At 56.8% G+C, this 17,195-nt stretch carries 14 protein-coding genes; 3 read left to right on the forward strand and 11 right to left on the reverse strand.

The window, feature by feature from the left end:
• Positions 1-13: 13 nt before the first annotated feature.
• The 5 genes from fabD to yceD form a co-directional block, all read right to left on the reverse strand.
• A complete protein-coding gene (gene fabD / locus I6L35_RS16685; protein WP_216980309.1) occupies positions 14-949 on the reverse strand; it encodes an ACP S-malonyltransferase in 936 nt (311 codons plus the stop codon).
• Between the two features lie 71 nt (positions 950-1,020).
• On the reverse strand, positions 1,021-1,980 hold the full coding sequence (locus I6L35_RS16690; protein WP_216978804.1) for a beta-ketoacyl-ACP synthase III: 960 nt from the start codon (positions 1,978-1,980) through the stop codon (positions 1,021-1,023).
• A gap of 7 nt (positions 1,981-1,987) precedes the next feature.
• Entirely contained in the window at positions 1,988-3,007 is a 1,020-nt protein-coding gene (gene plsX, locus I6L35_RS16695) for a phosphate acyltransferase PlsX (protein ID WP_216978805.1), read from the reverse strand.
• A 9-nt stretch (positions 3,008-3,016) separates the two neighbouring features.
• Positions 3,017-3,184, reverse strand: coding sequence for a 50S ribosomal protein L32 (rpmF, locus tag I6L35_RS16700; protein WP_005300935.1), 168 nt, complete (start codon positions 3,182-3,184; stop codon positions 3,017-3,019).
• A 19-nt stretch (positions 3,185-3,203) separates the two neighbouring features.
• Entirely contained in the window at positions 3,204-3,725 is a 522-nt protein-coding gene (yceD, locus tag I6L35_RS16705) for a 23S rRNA accumulation protein YceD (protein WP_013723766.1), read from the reverse strand.
• A 118-nt stretch (positions 3,726-3,843) separates the two neighbouring features.
• Between yceD and I6L35_RS16710 the strand changes: the two genes are divergently transcribed.
• The gene (locus I6L35_RS16710) at positions 3,844-4,425 is read left to right on the forward strand and encodes a nucleoside triphosphate pyrophosphatase (protein ID WP_216978806.1); all 582 of its coding nucleotides are present in this window, start codon (positions 3,844-3,846) and stop codon (positions 4,423-4,425) included.
• Positions 4,426-4,525: 100 nt separating this feature from the next.
• Here the strand turns inward: I6L35_RS16710 and I6L35_RS16715 are convergent, their stop codons facing one another.
• Positions 4,526-5,188 carry an HAD-IA family hydrolase gene (locus I6L35_RS16715; RefSeq protein WP_167572738.1) on the reverse strand — a complete coding sequence of 221 codons (663 nt, stop codon included), beginning with the start codon at positions 5,186-5,188 and terminating at the stop codon, positions 4,526-4,528.
• Entirely contained in the window at positions 5,188-6,132 is a 945-nt protein-coding gene (gene rluC, locus I6L35_RS16720) for a 23S rRNA pseudouridine(955/2504/2580) synthase RluC (RefSeq protein ID WP_005351815.1), read from the reverse strand. The genes I6L35_RS16715 and rluC overlap by 1 nt, the downstream gene beginning before the upstream one ends.
• 413 nt (positions 6,133-6,545) lie before the next feature.
• On the opposite strand from rluC, the gene rne reads away from it, so the two are divergent.
• A complete protein-coding gene (rne, locus tag I6L35_RS16725; protein ID WP_216978807.1) occupies positions 6,546-9,626 on the forward strand; it encodes a ribonuclease E in 3,081 nt (1,026 codons plus the stop codon).
• 994 nt (positions 9,627-10,620) lie between these two features.
• Here the strand turns inward: rne and I6L35_RS16730 are convergent.
• From I6L35_RS16730 to apbC, 4 genes are all read right to left on the reverse strand, one after another.
• Positions 10,621-12,090, reverse strand: a complete 1,470-nt coding sequence (locus I6L35_RS16730; RefSeq protein WP_216950818.1) for an inorganic phosphate transporter — start codon at positions 12,088-12,090, stop codon at positions 10,621-10,623.
• Positions 12,091-12,467: 377 nt separating this feature from the next.
• Positions 12,468-13,049: a dCTP deaminase gene (gene dcd, locus I6L35_RS16735; protein WP_005336719.1), complete on the reverse strand. Its 582-nt coding sequence runs from the start codon at positions 13,047-13,049 to the stop codon at positions 12,468-12,470.
• Positions 13,050-13,112: 63 nt separating this feature from the next.
• On the reverse strand, positions 13,113-13,757 hold the full coding sequence (udk, locus tag I6L35_RS16740; protein WP_005345570.1) for a uridine kinase: 645 nt from the start codon (positions 13,755-13,757) through the stop codon (positions 13,113-13,115).
• A gap of 110 nt (positions 13,758-13,867) precedes the next feature.
• Complete coding sequence (gene apbC, locus I6L35_RS16745; protein ID WP_005345574.1) at positions 13,868-14,950, reverse strand: iron-sulfur cluster carrier protein ApbC; 1,083 nt, start codon at positions 14,948-14,950, stop codon at positions 13,868-13,870.
• Between the two features lie 186 nt (positions 14,951-15,136).
• Here apbC and metG point away from each other — a divergent pair, with 186 nt between their 5' ends.
• Positions 15,137-17,170 (forward strand): methionine--tRNA ligase, encoded by a 2,034-nt coding sequence (gene metG / locus I6L35_RS16750; protein ID WP_128835679.1) that lies wholly within the window; start codon positions 15,137-15,139, stop codon positions 17,168-17,170.
• The last annotated feature ends 25 nt before the right edge of the window (positions 17,171-17,195 follow it).

The raw sequence follows: 17,195 nt of genomic DNA on the forward strand, positions 1-17,195 counted from the left end.
TACTTGCTCCTGTTTACTTGATCTGGGCCAGCGCCTGCTCGAAAGAGACGGCATCGTTGGCGTGAATACCTTCCACGCGCTTGTCGATACGCTTGGCGAGCCCGGTCAACACTTTGCCCGGTCCCATCTCGATCTCGAGGGTAACCCCCTCGTTGGCCATCCGTTCGACAGTCTCGGTCCAACGAACCGGGCTGAACAGCTGACGTACCAGCGCTTGCTTGATGGCGGCCGGATCCTGTTCACAGGATACGTCGACATTATTGATGACAGCGATGGTTGGAACCTTGATCTCGATCCCGTCCAGCGCAGCTGCCAGTTTTTCTGCGGCAGGTTTCATCAACGCGCAGTGAGACGGTACGGAGACTGGCAGCGGCAACGCACGCTTGGCACCCGACTCTTTCATCAGCACGTTGGCGCGCTCAACGGCCTCTTTGTGACCGGCGATAACCACCTGGCCCGGAGAGTTAAAGTTGACCGGAGAGACCACCTGCCCTTCTGCCGCTTTTTCGCAGTTGGCGGCGATGGATTCGTTATCCAGGCCGATGATGGCCGCCATGGCGCCGGTGCCTTCCGGTACCGCTTCCTGCATGGCCAGACCACGCAGCTCGACCAGTTTGACCGCATCGGCAAAATCGAGTGCGCCGCTGCAAACCAGCGCGGAGTACTCACCCAGGCTGTGACCCGCCATCATGGCAGGCGTTGCCCCACCCTGCTGTTGCCACAGGCGCCACAGAGCGACAGAGGCTGTCAGCAGCGCAGGCTGAGTGCGCCAGGTTTTGTTCAGATCTTCAACCGGACCATCCATCACCAAGGCAAACAGGTCATAACCCAGCACCTGGCTCGCCTCGGCGAAGGTCTCCTTGATCACGGCATGTTGTTCGGCCAGCTCGGCCAGCATGCCTACGGACTGGGAACCTTGTCCCGGGAAGGCAATGGCAAATTGGGTCATCATTGATTCCTTTTAGATAAGACAAAAATGAAATCGGTGACGGAATGATGGAGACACCATCCCGCCGAAGATCAAAGGCGAACCAGCGCCGAGCCCCAGGCGAAACCGCCGCCAAAGGCCTCCAGCAGAACCAGCTGACCCGGTTTGATCCGGCCATCCCGCACCCCTTCGTCGAAGGCAACCGGAACAGAAGCGGCAGAGGTATTGCCGTGCTTGTCGAGGGTCAGTACCACTTTATCGAGGCTCATACCCAGCTTCTTGGCGGTGGCACTGATGATGCGGAAGTTGGCTTGATGCGGCACCAGCCAATCCAGCTCGCTCGGCTCGATACCGGCAGCGGCCAACGTTTCGGTTACGATCTCGCTCAGACGGGTGACTGCTACCTTGAAGACATCGTTGCCCTTCATATACATGTAGGCTTCGAGCTCGGCACCCGGCATGCCACGACGGGGTTGCGGCAGCTTGAGCAGCTCGCCATAACGGCCATCGGCATGAAGATGGGTAGAGAGGATGCCCGGCGTCTCGCTGGCACCGACAATCACAGCCCCGGCCCCGTCACCAAACAGGATGATGGTGCCGCGATCTTGCGGATCGCACATGCGGGAGAGCACATCGGCCCCGACGACCAGCACATGGCGGGCGGCGCCGGATTTGACGAATTGATCGGCAATGGAGAGTGCGTAGGTGAAGCCTGCGCAAGCAGCAGCCACGTCAAAGGCAGGAATGCCCGGAACGCCGAGCAGCCCCTGCAGCTCGCAGGCGGCAGCCGGGAAGGCATTTTCAGCACTGGTGGTGGCCAGCACTATCATATCGAGATCGGCAGCGGTCAGGCCGGCTGCATCCAGGGCGCGCAGGGCGGCCTGGTAAGAGAGGGTGGCAACGGTTTCGTCAGCCCCGGCAATACGGCGCTCACGGATACCGGTGCGTTCCACGATCCACTCATCACTGGTCTCAACCATCTGCTCGAGATCGGCGTTAGTCCGCACTGAACTCGGCAGGTAGCTGCCAGTACCCAGAATTTTGCTATGCATAGAGTTCTTATAGATCCCTGTCAGAGAAGACAGCTTCAAGGCGATCTGCTATTTGCAGTGGAAGTTGATGTTTGGCCTCTTGTGCGGCCAGCAGGATCGCATTACACAGAGCGCGCCGTTCGGCCCGCCCATGACTTTTTACCACAATGCCGCGCAATCCTAACAGACTTGCTCCGTTATACTGGTCGGGGTTCAGGTAAGAAAAACGCCGTTTGAACATAAATCCGGCGATCCGGCCAAGAAAAGTGCGTTTCTTGCGGGGATATCCGGCCAGCTGAGCCATCATCCGCACCACCCCTTCTGCCGTCTTGAGGGCGACATTGCCGACAAAACCGTCGCAGACGATCACGTCGCTGTCGCCGCTGAAGATGCGATCCCCTTCGACGAACCCGACATAATTGAGTGCGGGACACTGACGCAACAATTCGGCACTGTGACGCACCAGATCGTTGCCCTTGATCTCCTCCTCGCCGATGTTGAGCAAGGCAACACGGGGTGATGCAATGCCTTCTACCTTTTCGGCCACGACGGAGCCCATCACCGCAAACTGCAATAGGGTATCGGCATCGCAACTGACGTTGGCGCCAAGATCCAGCATCACGGTGCGTTTGCCGCTCAATGTCGGCAGCGCCTTGATAAGGGCAGGTCTGTCTACCCCGGGCAGGGATTTGAGCACGCACTTGGCCATCGCCATCAACGCACCGGTATTGCCAGCACTGACGCAAGCATCGGCCTCACCGGCTTTCACCAGATTGAGTACCACCCGCATGGAGGAGTCTTTCAGAGTACGCAGCGCCACGATCGGTTTATCGCCCATGCCAACCACCTGGGATGCATGTACGAAACGAACGCGGGGATTATTCAGCAAGCCATGTTGCTGCAGCAGAGAAGAGGTCTGGTGCTGGTCGCCGACCAGGATCAGTTTTAGCTGGGGTAAAAGAGACAGTGCCTGCACGGCGGCAGGCACTGTTTCCGAGGGGCCAATATCTCCCCCCATGATGTCTAGCGCGACAGTTTGCGTAGACAAAGGCAATCCTTAAGCGATTACCTTTTTACCGCGGTAGAAACCATCGGCAGTCACGTGGTGACGACGATGAATTTCGCCACTGGTCTGATCAACAGTCAGGGCAGCAGTGGTCAGCGCATCGTGGGAACGACGCATGCCACGCTTGGCACGGGTTTTACGGTTCTGTTGTACGGCCATTGTAGGCTAACTCCTAAATTCACTTACGTTTAAGCTCTTCAAGAACTGCAAAGGGATTCGGCCGCTCATCAGCAGGTTCGATTTCACCCCAGGTCATCTCCATGTTTCCTCTCGGGCATGCATCCAGAGAATGCATTGCGACTTGAGGCAACGAGAGGATGAGTTCATCCTCCAGGATTTGATGAAGATCTATCTCGCCGTTTTCGTCCAACTCAATGGGCTCATAAGCTTCCGGCAGTTCTTCCTCGTTTGTTCTTTCGAACAGCGGAGTGTAGATAAATTCAGCTTCACAGAGGTGTTCGAATGTCTCTCCGCAACGTTGGCAAACCAGGTCAACCTTGGCATGGGCAGTGCCTTTCATAACGGTCAACTTCTGGACATCTTTGCCAAAGTGCAGTGATACATCGATATCACTCTGCAAGCCAGCGGTTGATTCCTCCAGCCTGGGCATCTGCGACTTTTCCACTATCCCGATGTAATCGAGCAGCTTCAAGGCACTACGGACTGGATCAACCTTAACGGGCAACTTCACCTTTTGCATAGGGCGCGAATAATATAGGTCCAACAACTGATAGTCAAAGGAAAAAGTCCTTACCGCCGATGATTTTAACGTCACAAGTCCCTAGAATGCCGGTACTCGCTTTCATCGGTACCTGATTATGCCACAGAATCTGATCCTCGCCTCAACTTCTCGCTATCGCAAAGCCCTGCTGGAGAAGCTCGGCCTCCCCTTTGAATGTGCCGCCCCCGATGTGGATGAACGCCCGCTGGCTGGCGAATCCGCCGAGGCGCTGGTGGCCAGACTGGCTCGTGCCAAGGCTGATGCTGTTGCCCAACATCGTGATCACGGCTTGATCATCGGATCTGATCAGGTGTGTGTCTGCAATAATCACATCCTCGGCAAACCGGGCACCATCGACAATGCCATCGCCCAGCTGATGGTGGCTCAAGGTCGCAGCGTCACCTTCTATACCGGCCTGTGCGTGGTGAATGCCGCAACCGGTGAGGCTCATCAACTGGTGGAACCTTTTACCGTCCATTTTCGCAACCTCGATGAAGCCGCCATTCGCCGCTATGTAGAGGTAGAATTGCCCCTAGATTGTGCGGGCAGCTTCAAATGTGAAGGAATGGGGATCGTGCTGTTCAAGGGGCTGGAGGGGCGCGATCCTAACGCATTGATCGGTCTGCCACTGATCGGCCTGATCGAGCTGCTGGAGCGCCACGGTATTGCCCTGCCCTGATTGCGGACGAATAGATAAGCTAGAACGAGCATATAAAAAGCCCGGTCAATAGACCGGGCTTCTGTTATCAATCAGATCGATGTCTCTTAAAGAGAGGTGTCTATAACAGCCCGCGAAGAGCCGTCATGGAGTCCACCACCGCCACAGGTCCGTGACGACTGAGGGCATCCCGACTATCTACACCCCAAGTAACGCCAATGCGCGGCATGGCAATTGCCTCGGCCATCGCCATATCGTGAACAGAGTCGCCGATCATTACCGCCTGACGGGGTGACAGCCCCAGCTCGTCCAGGATCTGCTCAAGCATCAGCGGATCAGGCTTGGAGCGAGCCTCATCGGCCCCACGACTGGTCACAAACAACGGGCGCAGCCCGGTCTCATCCAATACCCGATCCAGCCCACGGCGTGATTTCCCGGTCGCGACGGCCAGTTGCAGCCCTCGTGACCGCCAATCATGCAGCAACTCCCCTGCCCCGGAAAACAACGGGCTGGGGGTAGCGTCGTGCAGATAGTGATGACGATAGCGATCGATGAGTGCGGCAATCTGGCGCTCACCGCTGGTAGCACCACTGCCACTGCATAAGGGGAACAGACGGGACATGGCGACATCGAGGCTCAATCCGATGATCTGCCGGATCTGGGCTGGCGCAGGTACCGCCAGCTCACAATCTCTGGCGGCCCCTTGCACACAGGCCACAATCCGGCCCACCGAATCCATCAGGGTACCGTCCCAATCGAAAATGGCGAGCCGGATATCCTGCATCAGCGTGGTAAGCCGTTGAGGAAGTTGTCGAGTTCAGGTGCAAGCGGCGCTTCGACCTGCATCTCGCGACCATCGGCCGGATGGGTGAAGCTGAGCTTCCAGGCATGCAAAAAGAGCCGTTTCAGCCCTTGGCTGCGCATTTTCTCGTCAAACGCCGCTTCACCGTACTTATCGTCACAGGCGATCGGGTGACCGGCATGCAGGGTGTGCACGCGGATCTGGTGGGTACGGCCAGTGATGGGGCTGCACTCGACCAGAGTCGCTTCGGCAAATTGACGCACGATACGGAACCGGGTTTCGGAGGGCTTGCCATCGGCACTGACCCGCACAACCCGTTCGCCTGACTGCAAATCGTTCTTGCGCAGCGGCGCATTAACCACCTTGACGTGAGCCTGCCACTTGCCACGCACCAGCGCCAGATACTGTTTGCGCATGGTCTTGACCCGCAACTGCTCATGCAGGCTGCGCAGGGCGCTGCGCTTCTTGGCAACCAGCAGCACGCCGGAGGTGTCGCGATCCAGTCGATGAACCAGTTCGAGGAAGCGGGCTTCAGGCCGCAGTGCGCGCAGCCCTTCTATCACGCCAAAGCTCAGGCCGCTGCCACCGTGTACTGCCATGCCGGAGGGCTTGTTCAGCACGATCATGGCATCGTCTTCGAACAGGATCTGGCTCTCCAAACGCTGGATAACCCCGAGGTTAGCTGAAGGCAGCTCATTCTTCTCGGCAACGCGCACGGGGGGCACCCTCACCTCGTCACCTGCGCAGAGTTTGTACTCCGGTTTGATGCGCTTTTTGTTTACTCGCACTTCGCCTTTACGAAGGATGCGATAGATCAGGCTCTTGGGGACGCCCTTTAGCTGAGTCTTGAGAAAATTGTCGATGCGCTGCCCGTCATGCTCAGCTTCGATGGTGAGCAGCTGCACTTGTTGTTGTATCTGTGTCATGGCGCGGATTTTAACACTGCCAGCGCCCCTTGGCTGCATGGTTTGTTGAAAAATGGCGCCTTGCTATAAAAGAGGTTTAAATGGGATAATAAACAAGGTTTTGTCATTGTGTTCAAGCCTTGTACTAAGTGGCCAAAAAGTATGCCACCCAATCCCGAAACACCGTGTATACAAGAACATGACGGTTCCCGGGTGCGAGGTACAACGCATGGAGAACACAAACATCACCGTTTATTTGTCTCCATTTCGGCATCCTTATTCATTCCTTCTCGAGAAGTGATGACCAGAACGCCCTTAGTTTGCGCCTCATGCATACCCCAACCGGGAGGTTGCCCCAGTATGCTGAAGACCCGAGGCCGGCGCTGGCAGGACCCAGATGGAGGAAATCAAAATGACACAATAATGAGAACTCAATGAAAAGAATGCTTATCAACGCAACTCAAGAAGAGGAGTTGCGCGTAGCGCTGGTTGACGGACAACAGCTCTACGATTTGGATATTGAAAGTCCGGGACACGAGCAGAAGAAAGCGAACATTTACAAGGGTAAGATCACCCGCGTAGAACCCAGCCTTGAAGCTGCTTTTGTCGACTACGGCGCCGAGCGCCACGGTTTCCTGCCGTTGAAGGAGATCGCCCGCAATTACTTCCCCTCCGGTTACTCCTATCAGGGTCGTCCCAACATCAAAGAAGTGGTCCGCGAAGGTCAGGAAGTTATCGTCCAGATCGACAAGGAAGAGCGTGGCACCAAGGGTGCAGCCCTCACCACCTTTATCAGCCTGGCAGGTAGCTACCTGGTACTGATGCCCAACAACCCCCGTGCCGGTGGTATCTCCCGCCGTATCGAGGGTGATGAGCGGACTGAACTGAAAGAAGCCCTGAGCGGATTGACCGTGCCGGAAGGCATGGGCCTGATCGTACGTACCGCAGGAGTGGGTAAGTCGCCAGAAGAGCTGGAGTGGGACCTGAACGTTCTGCTCAACCACTGGGACTCCATCCACAAGGCCTCCCAGGAGCGCGCTGCGCCGGTGCTGATCCATCAGGAGAGCAACGTCATCGTGCGTGCCATCCGTGACTATCTGCGTCGCGATGTGGGCGAGATCCTGATCGACAATCCGGTGATTTTCGAACGCGCCAAGGCCCATATCGAGCTGGTACGTCCCGATTTCCTCAACCGTGTGAAGCTGTACAAGGGTGAAGTTGCCCTGTTCAACCACTTCCAGATTGAGAGCCAGATTGAATCAGCCTTCCAGCGTGAAGTGCGCCTCCCTTCCGGTGGCAGCATCGTTATCGATCCGACCGAAGCTTTGACCTCCATCGATATCAACTCCTCCCGCGCCACCAAGGGCGGCGATATCGAAGAGACTGCGCTGCAAACCAACCTGGAAGCGGCCGACGAAATTGCCCGTCAATTGCGTCTGCGCGACCTGGGTGGCCTGATCGTTATCGACTTCATCGACATGACGCCGGTTCGCCATCAGCGCGAAGTAGAAAACCGTCTGCGTGAAGCAGTTCATCAGGATCGCGCCCGCATCCAGCTGGGCCGTATCTCCCGTTTCGGTCTGCTGGAGATGTCTCGCCAGCGTCTGCGCCCCTCCCTCAACGAGTCCAGCAGCCATATCTGCCCCCGTTGCCAGGGTCAAGGCGTGATCCGTGACAACGAATCCCTCGCCCTGTCCATCCTGCGTCTCATCGAGGAAGAGGCCATGAAGGACAACACCGAGCAGGTTCACGGCCAGGTGCCGGTGGATGTTGCCGCCTATCTGCTTAACGAGAAACGTGCCGCCATCGCCAGTCTGGAGCAGCGCAATGATGTGCGTGTTTACATCATTCCGAACCAGCATCTGGAAACCCCGCACTACGAAGTAACCCGCATTCGTCAGAACGAGATCCCGGAAGCGGCCAGCTACGAGCTGAAAACCGAGATTGCCAAGCCGGTCTACCAACCGAAGCAAGCTCAGGTGATCGAGCGTGAGCAACCGCTGCTGCAAGGCTTTGCCCAACCGGCACAACCGGCCCCTGTTGCACCGCAACAGCCGGCAGCTCCCGTTGCTGCGGCCCCTGCCGAAGCCGGCTTCTTCAGCAAGCTGATCAAAGGCATTACCGGCCTGTTCAGCAGCGATGCCGCCCCTGCCGACGTGAAAGCGCCCGCCGAGAAACCAGCAGCTCGTGAAGCACGCAAGGATGAAGGTCAACGTCACCAGCGCGAAGAAGGCCGTGGCCGTGGTCAGCGTCCTCGTCGTGATGACAATCGTGGCAACCGCAACAATGCGGAAGCTGGCGAGAAGCGTGAAGGTGGCAACCGCGAAGGTGGTGAAAACCGCAATCGCCGTCCGCGCAAAGAGCGCGAGCCTCGTCAGGAGCGTGAAGCTCGTGGCGAAGTGCGCATGGAACGTGAACCCCGTCAGGAACGCGAGCCTCGCGAACCGCGCCAGGAACGTGCACCACGTCCGGCCCGTGAACCTCGTGCTCCCCGTGAGCCGCGCGCCGAAGTCGTTGTTGAAGCGGTAGACACCGTTGATGCAACTGCCGTCCAGCCACGTCAGGAAAAAGAGCAGAAAGTGGCCGAGCGCCGCGAACGTCGCCAACTGCGCAAGCAGATCCGCGTCGATGTCGCCGCTGCTGACACCCCTGCCCTGCCGGTTGACGAAGTACCTGCGCAAGCTGACGTGATCGATGCCACCGTGGGTAACGAGCAGGAAGAGCAGAGTGAAGGCCAGCGCCGTTCACGCCGCACTCCGCGCAGCCAGCGTATCGAAGGACAGCGCCGCAAGCGCATCAACGAAGATGCCCGCAGCCAGCGTGATGAAGAACAGCAAGATACTACCACTCTGACCACCGCAGCCCAGGCAGATATTGCCAAAGCGCAGGTTGAAGAGCCGGTAGTGCCCGTTGTTACCATCCCGAGCGCTGAAGCCGTCGCAGCTGCCCTGCAAGCCTCTGCCGCACTGACCGAGCATGTGGTTGTCGAAGCCGTTGCAGAAGAAGCTGCCGAACAGGCTGCTGCCCAGGTTGAAGCAACTCAAGCCGATGTGAGCGCTAGCCCGGTTGTTGCAGCTGTTGCAGAAGTCGTGGTTGCAGCAGAGCCGGAAGTTGTCGTTGTCGCCGCTCCGGCTGTCGACATGGCTGCCACTGAAATCGTTGAAACTGCTCCGGTTGTTGAAGAAGCTCCTGCTGTCAACACTCCTGTCGTGGAAGCTGTACCGGCTGCAGCCGAAATGCCAGCTGATGTTGTCGAAGCCCCGGCACCTGTCGCTGCTGTTGCGATTGAAGAGACTCCGGTCGTTACAAAACAGGTAGCTCACGGTGCTGGCCTGTTGGCTCGTGCCCGCAAAGCATCCGCGCCGATGGCAACCCCTGCCGAAGCTCCTGCCCTGCCTACTCGTGAGCCGGTTAACTACCCGCCGCTGGTACGCAACGAAGTGAGCACATCAGGTCGTCATGGTGGCAGCACTGCCGCCGTCGACGTGGCCACCTGCCCAGCGGGTCGCCCCTGATATCCACCGGTAACGACTAAATTGAGAGCCACACCATTGTGTGGCTCTTTTTTATCTGCATGACATCGGTTGATAACGCCTCATCAATAAGGAGTTTGGATTAGGAACCTAATGAAAATATCCCATTAAATGCACTCTGCTCAGTTAGGTAATGCCTCAGATATCCTCCTCTACACCATATTTGGCTTGAGATAGTGATTAACCAGATATGTTTCTCGCCACCAGCCAGGTTAAACCATGCCTCAGAGCTTTATAGCCAACCATATCGGGTAACGATGGTGAAAGTTAGCCTTCGACTCTTGTGGATGCGGGCGAATAGACAAACAAGATACATAGAAGTAACAGCACCACAGATTGGCTCATGACCCGCCCCTCTGCTTGCACTGGCGGACCTGGCGACTGCAAGCAAGGTCAGTATCGCCAAGAATTGGCTCTCTTTTGCCAAGCCCTATCAAGATTTTCTCGTTATCTTCGAATACTTTAAAAATTAAATTCAACAATAAGCTTGTTGGCATATAAAGGCCGAAGGCGATTCAGCGGATACGCAATACAAACAAGGATTGATCTGTATTACCCCGCGGCAATACTGCTCAAACTCTCAGGAGTTGGGTTAGTCAGCATTTCAATCCCTGTTCATTCTAAAAGGGAGCCTGCTGATGATTGATGACCCGCGGCAAAAACTGATAGATCTACCCATCTTCATGATTTACTTGCTACTGACTCGACTGCGATATGGATTTTGCCGATAACAGGTATGTGGAGATCACCGCTGTCGCCATACCAAATAAAGATCCTTGTTTCACACAATCTGGTGAGTGTGAGATGTGTGAAAATATTTCACAAACAAGCCCTGACTATCGCATTCATGATGCGCTCTCATACCATTCAGTGGCCCTTGCCCTGTCCAGCCAGGTATCAAATCGATAATTTACAACCTGATATAGAAGCACAAAAAAAGGGCCCGCAGGCCCTTTATCGAATATGGTATTGGCATTTAGCCAAACAGATGATGGCTGACGATGAACAGGCCGCCGGAGAGCAGCATGGTCAGCGGCAGGGTCAGCACCCAGGCCATCAGGATGGTCTTGATAGTCTGGCTCTGCAGGCCGGATTTGTTGGCAATCATGGTCCCCGCCACCGCAGAAGAGAGGATGTGGGTGGTGGACACCGGCATACCAGTCAGACTGGCGACTCCGATGGAGGTCGCAGCCGTGATCTGGGCCGCGATGCCCTGGCTGTAGGTCATGCCGGTCGTGCCGATCTTCTCTCCCACGGTATGGACGATACGACGCCAGCCCACCATGGTGCCACAACCGAGCGCCAGTGCGATGGAGACGATCACCCAGGTCGGTGCGTATTCAGCGGTCGCGGTCAGATCCTTGCGCCATTTGGCCAGGTCGGTCAGCTCCTTGGCGGGCAGCGGCAGCTTGGCAACCTTGCGGGCAGTGTCATCGATACAGAGCAGCAGACGACGCACTTCGCGACGGTCGGTCAGACTCATCTGATCATAAGTACGCACAGCCCCCAGACGGGCATCCAGGGTGGCCATCGCCTGCAGCACGCCATCGGCGGAGCAGTGAGTCATCAGCTCTTCCTGAGCCGTTGCCGGTGCAGAGAAGTTGATGACACCAGAGAGGGCGGACTGGTTGCGCTGGTAGATCTCCATGATGCGCTGGTTGGCATCCTGGGTCCGATCCAGGTCATAAGAGCGGCTGTTCATGTCCAGCGCGAAATAGGCGGGTGCCATGCAGATCAGCACCAGCATCACCAGACCGATACCCTTCTGGCCATCGTTGGAGCCGTGCACGAAGCTGACGCCCATGGCCGATGCCACCAGGGTCAGACGCGCCCAAAACGGCGGGTGCTTCTTGCCATCCACCAGCTGACGCTCTTCCGGTGTTTTGTGGATCTTGTTGCTGGTCCAGATGCGTTTCATTGCCAGCAGCAGCAGCGCCGCGATGATGAAACCTATGGTGGGAGAGATGATGAGGGAAAGCATGATGTCGATCGCTTTGCCCACGTTGATCCCTTCTGTCACCGGTTTATGGGTGATCCAGGCATAGGCGCCGCCTACCCCCAGAATGGAACCGATCAAGGTATGTGAACTGGAGGCCGGGATCCCGAAGAACCAGGTGCCCAGGTTCCACACGATGGCGGAAAACAGCAAGGAGAAGACCATGATCAACCCTTGGGTGGAGTCCATCCCAAGCAGCAGGTCGATGGGCAACAGATGGACAATGGCATAAGCCACCCCCAGACCGCCGAACATGACGCCAAAAAAGTTGAAGATCCCCGATGCGACAACCGCCAGGTGAGCCGGCATCGCCTTGGTATAGATAACCGTTGCTACCGCGTTGGCGGTATCGTGAAAGCCGTTGATAAATTCATAGGCAAGCACAAAAAAAACGGCCAATACCAAACCGATTGACCACCACAAACCCAAACCACTAAACATTTCAAACATAAAAAAAAGCCTGTTTATGAGTTGCGGCGGATTATGCCAGATGGCGGCCAACACCATAGCCACCATTGAAATATTTCAGCCATAAAAAAAAAGAGCTTTTTGGAAAAAAATATCCTAGAGCCAGTCCTCATGCGGCTTGCCATCGATTAATTAAAGCCAACAATGATTGCAGGAAATGGCAAAATTAGCTGACAATTAAGCCAATGATTTCATTTTTATGACGTTTTTATGACATAAAAACAGGCAAAATTGGTGATAAAACGCCCCTACCCCACCAATCTCATCCGACCAGCACCATCAATCCCATATCCGTTTGATTCCAGATGCAAAAAGGGAGCACCTTGTGCTCCCTTGAATCGTTGCTGTGTTGCCAGTTATCAGTCCTGATTGATGCGGCTGGCGACGGCGCCCTGCTGGCTCTTGTACTTGGCATTTTCCCGCTTGTTGTAGGGACGGGCCGCGACGCCGGAAAGCATCTCGAAGTTCAAGGCGCCGATCTTCATCTTCGGGCGCAGCGCCAGCGGCAGCTTGCCGCCGTTGTAGAACTCCAGCACGATGCGACCGGACCAACCCGGATCGATGCGGTGCGCCGTCACGTGCACCATCAAACCCAGGCGCGCCAGTGAAGAGCGGCCATCCAGCCAGCCAACGATATCGGCAGGCAGAGTAACGGATTCGTAGGTCACCGCCAGCGCCAACTGACCCGGGTGCAGATAGAAGGCTTCGCCATCGGGGATATGGATCTCGTCACTCATCACCCGATCGATGGCATCGGCCATCTCGCTGCTCGGGCCGCTCAGGTCGATATAGGGCGCGGTATGATCGCGAAACACCCGAAACTCGTTACCCAGCAGCACATCGACACTGACACCACTGATCCGCTCTACCCCGGGCCGTGGCTCAATGACGATCTTGCCTTCATCCAGATGGCGTTCAATATCGGTATCACACAGACGCATTGGGCGACTCTCCTGACAAATTGTGCTTTTAAAAAAGCCGGGCATCACCCGGCTTGTTTCATCTTAACCAATCAACATGTGGCGAATACGCGCCTTGAGCATGTCGATGGCGATGCGGTTCTTGCCACCACGGGGCACGATCACATCGGCATACTGTTTGGACGGCTCGATAAACTGCAGGAACATCGGACGCACTGTCTTCTGATACTGCTTGAGCACGGAGTCCATGGTACGGCCACGCTCCTGCACATCACGCACCAGACGGCGAAGCAGGCAGATGTCGAGCGGGGTATCCATAAAGATGGAGGCATCCATCAGATCCCGCAGACGGCTGTCGGTCAGCAGCAGGATCCCTTCCAGAATGATCACCCGGCGCGGGGCAAACGGGGTCACTTCGCTCATCCGGGTGTGTTCGGTGTAGGAGTACTGGGGAATGGCAACCGCGTCACCTTTGACCAGCTGGCTAAGGTGCTGTACCAGCAGGTCGTGATCCAGCGCGTTGGGGTGGTCATAGTTGGTCTTGACCCGCTCTTCCATGGTCAGGTGGGTCTGATCACGGTAGTAGCAATCTTCGGTGATCACACCAATCTGACCTGCGCCCAGTTCGGCCACCAGCTCTTCATAAATGGTCTGGGCTATAAGACTTTTGCCAGACGCAGATGCGCCCGCAATACCGATGATCACACACGAATGTTGAGTATCAGACATGACAAATACCTAAAAGAGAAGAGCAGTGGGGATGGTTTAAACCGATCCATTATATAAAAAAGGGTGGGTCATGCCCACCCTCAATTCCCTTTCAAGTGACCGACCGCCGATTATTCATCCAGCGCCATGGCATAGAGAGGGGTCGCAATCGGTTTTGCGCTGAAAAAGAGTTCAGCCCCTACCCTGCGCGCCAGCTTCAAATAAGCCTGAGCCAAGCTCCCTTCCGGTGCACCGAACACCGTCGGACAGCCATCATCCATGTGTTGGCGGATATCAATGTGCAGCGGTAATTGACCAAGCAGTGCCACTTGATACTGCTCTGCCATCTTCTGGCCGCCACCGGTACCGAACAGCGGCTCATGATGACCACAGGCGCTGCAGACGTGGTAGCTCATGTTCTCGATAATACCGAGCACTGGCACATTGACCTTGTTGAACATGGCGATCCCCTTGCGGGCATCGGCCAGCGCCACATCCTGCGGGGTGGTGACGATCACTGCCGCCGAGGTAGGCACCTGCTGAGCCATAGTGAGCTGGATATCGCCAGTGCCCGGCGGCATGTCTACCACCAGATAATCCACCTCGCCCCAGCGGGTCTCATGGAGGATCTGCGCCAGCGCCTTGCTCGCCATCGGGCCACGCCAGATGGTGGCATCCTGCTCGGAGACCAGATAGCCGATGCTGTTGCTCTTGAGGCCGCAGGCCATCACCGGCTCCATCAGCTTGCCGTCATGGCTGACCGGGCGCTCCTTGAGGGTGCCCATCATTGTGGGAATGGAAGGGCCATAGATATCGGCATCGAGAATAGCGACCCGCGCCCCCTCTTTTTGCAGCGCCAGCGCCAGATTGACTGCGGTGGTGGACTTGCCTACCCCGCCCTTGCCGGAAGCAACCACGATGATGTTGCGAATGCCCTGCACGGCATTGAGGCCCTGCGCCCGCGGCATGCTGGCGACGTCAATCTCCAATGCCCAGTCGATACGGGCAGCGCCGGTGGCACTACGCAGCCTGGCATCGTAGTTCTCTTTGAGCTGATCGAGCAGCGAGAGACCGGCAAACGGCAATACCAGCCGGATAGTAAGCCCCTGACCCTGATTGATGATCTCGCGAACGAATCCGGCATCCACCAGATCCTTGTGCCAGCCTGCTGGCTTAAATTCGGCGAGGATCTGTTTTACTGAATCAATCACCATTAACTCCTCATTATCTTGTCATTATCTTGAGGTGAACGGTTACCGCACACAAATCAGTGGCTTGCCTGCCATCATAACGGCAGGTGCTGCCAAGGTTGGCACAGCCACAACCCTAGGCAGGCTACCCCCAATTCGGGTAACATGCACGGCACTCTATCATCCCAACAAGCACATCAAGAACGTAATATGGCAACTGATCCTCGTAAAATGCTGGTAACCTGCGCCCTCCCCTATGCCAATGGCTCCATCCATCTTGGCCACATGCTGGAACATATCCAGGCCGATATCTGGGTTCGTTATCAGCGAATGCGCGGTCATCAGGTGCACTTCATCTGTGCCGATGATGCCCACGGCACCCCGATCATGCTCAAGGCACAACAGATGGGGATCACCCCGGAAGAGATGATTGCCGCTGTCTCCCAAGAGCACCAGGCCGACTTCGCCGGGTTCAACATCAGCTTTGACAACTATCACTCCACCCACAGCGACGAGAACCGCGAGCTGGCGGAGTTGATCTACGGCCGTCTGAAAAATGGTGGCTTTATCAAGAGCCGCACCATCTCCCAGCTGTTCGATCCGGAAAAATCCATGTTCCTGCCGGACCGTTTCGTCAAGGGAACCTGCCCCAAGTGCAAATCTCCGGAGCAGTATGGCGACAACTGCGACAGCTGCGGCGCCACCTACAGCCCGACTGAACTGATCGATCCGAAATCTGCCGTCTCCGGCGCGACCCCGGTAATGAAGGACTCCGAGCACTTCTTCTTCGACCTGCCGCAGTTTGAAAAATGGCTCTCTGAGTGGGTGCGCGGCTCCGGCGCCATTCAGGAAGAGATGGCCAACAAGATGCAGGAGTGGTTCGAAAGCGGCCTGCAGCAGTGGGACATCACCCGCGACGCCCCCTACTTCGGTTTCGAAATTCCCGGCGCCCCGGGCAAGTACTTCTACGTCTGGCTGGATGCCCCCATCGGTTACATGGCTTCCTTCAAGAACCTGTGCAACAAGCGTGGCGACATCGACTTTGACAGCTACTGGAAAGCGGACTCCGACGCCGAGCTCTACCACTTCATCGGTAAAGATATCGCCTATTTCCACTGCCTGTTCTGGCCGTCCATGCTGGAAGGTGCCAACTTCCGCAAGCCGACCAAGGTCAACGTGCACGGCTATGTGACCGTCAACGGCGCAAAGATGTCCAAATCCAAGGGCACCTTTATCAAGGCATCCACCTACCTGAACCACCTGGATCCGGAGTGCCTGCGTTACTACTACGCCGCCAAGCTCAACAGCCGCATCGATGATCTGGACCTGAACCTCGAAGATTTCGTGCAGCGCGTCAACGCTGACGTGGTCAACAAGCTGGTCAACCTCGCCTCCCGCAACGCCGGTTTTATTGCCAAGCGTTTTGGCGGCAAGCTGGCTGCCACTTGCGCCGAGCCCGAACTCTACGCCGAATTCGCCAACGCCCGTACCGCTATTGCGGAAGCCTATGAGAGCCGCGAGTTCAGCCGCGCCATCCGCGAAATCATGGCGCTGGCCGACAAGGCCAACCGCTACGTGGACGACAAAGCGCCCTGGGTTATCGCCAAGCAGGAAGGCGCTGATGCCGAGCTGCAAGCTGTTTGCTCCGTCGGCATCAACCTGTTCCGTGTGCTGATGGCCTACCTCAAGCCCGTCATGCCGCTGCTGGCCGAGCGTGCCGAAGCCTTCCTGGCTGAAACCCTCAGCTGGGATGGCATCGAAATGCCGCTGGTCGATCACACCGTTGCGCCGTTCAAGGCCCTCTTCTCCCGCATCGAACCTGCGAAGATTGAAGCCATGATCGAGGCATCCAAGGAAGACCTGGCCAAGGAGCAGGCACCGAAAGTGACCGGTCCGCTGGCTGATGACCCCATCAGCGAAACCATCACCTATGACGACTTTGCCAAGATTGACCTGCGCGTAGCGCTGATCAAGAAGGCAGAAGCGGTACCGGAAGCCGAGAAGCTGCTCAAGCTGCAACTGGATATCGGCGGCGAAACCCGTCAGGTGTTTGCCGGTATCAAGTCCGCTTACAACCCGGAAGATCTGGAAGGCAAGCTGACCGTGATGGTGGCCAACCTGGCGCCGCGCAAGATGCGTTTCGGCATGTCCGAAGGCATGGTGCTGGCTGCAGGCCCGGGCGGCAAGGATCTCTGGATCCTGGAGCCGCAGGAAGGCGCCCAGCCGGGCATGCGCGTCAAGTAAGCACATCGCTGACTGTGATCACAGC

The organism is Aeromonas sp. FDAARGOS 1405 (assembly GCF_019048265.1).
In the GTDB taxonomy this organism is placed as follows: Bacteria; Pseudomonadota; Gammaproteobacteria; order Enterobacterales; family Aeromonadaceae; genus Aeromonas; species Aeromonas veronii_A.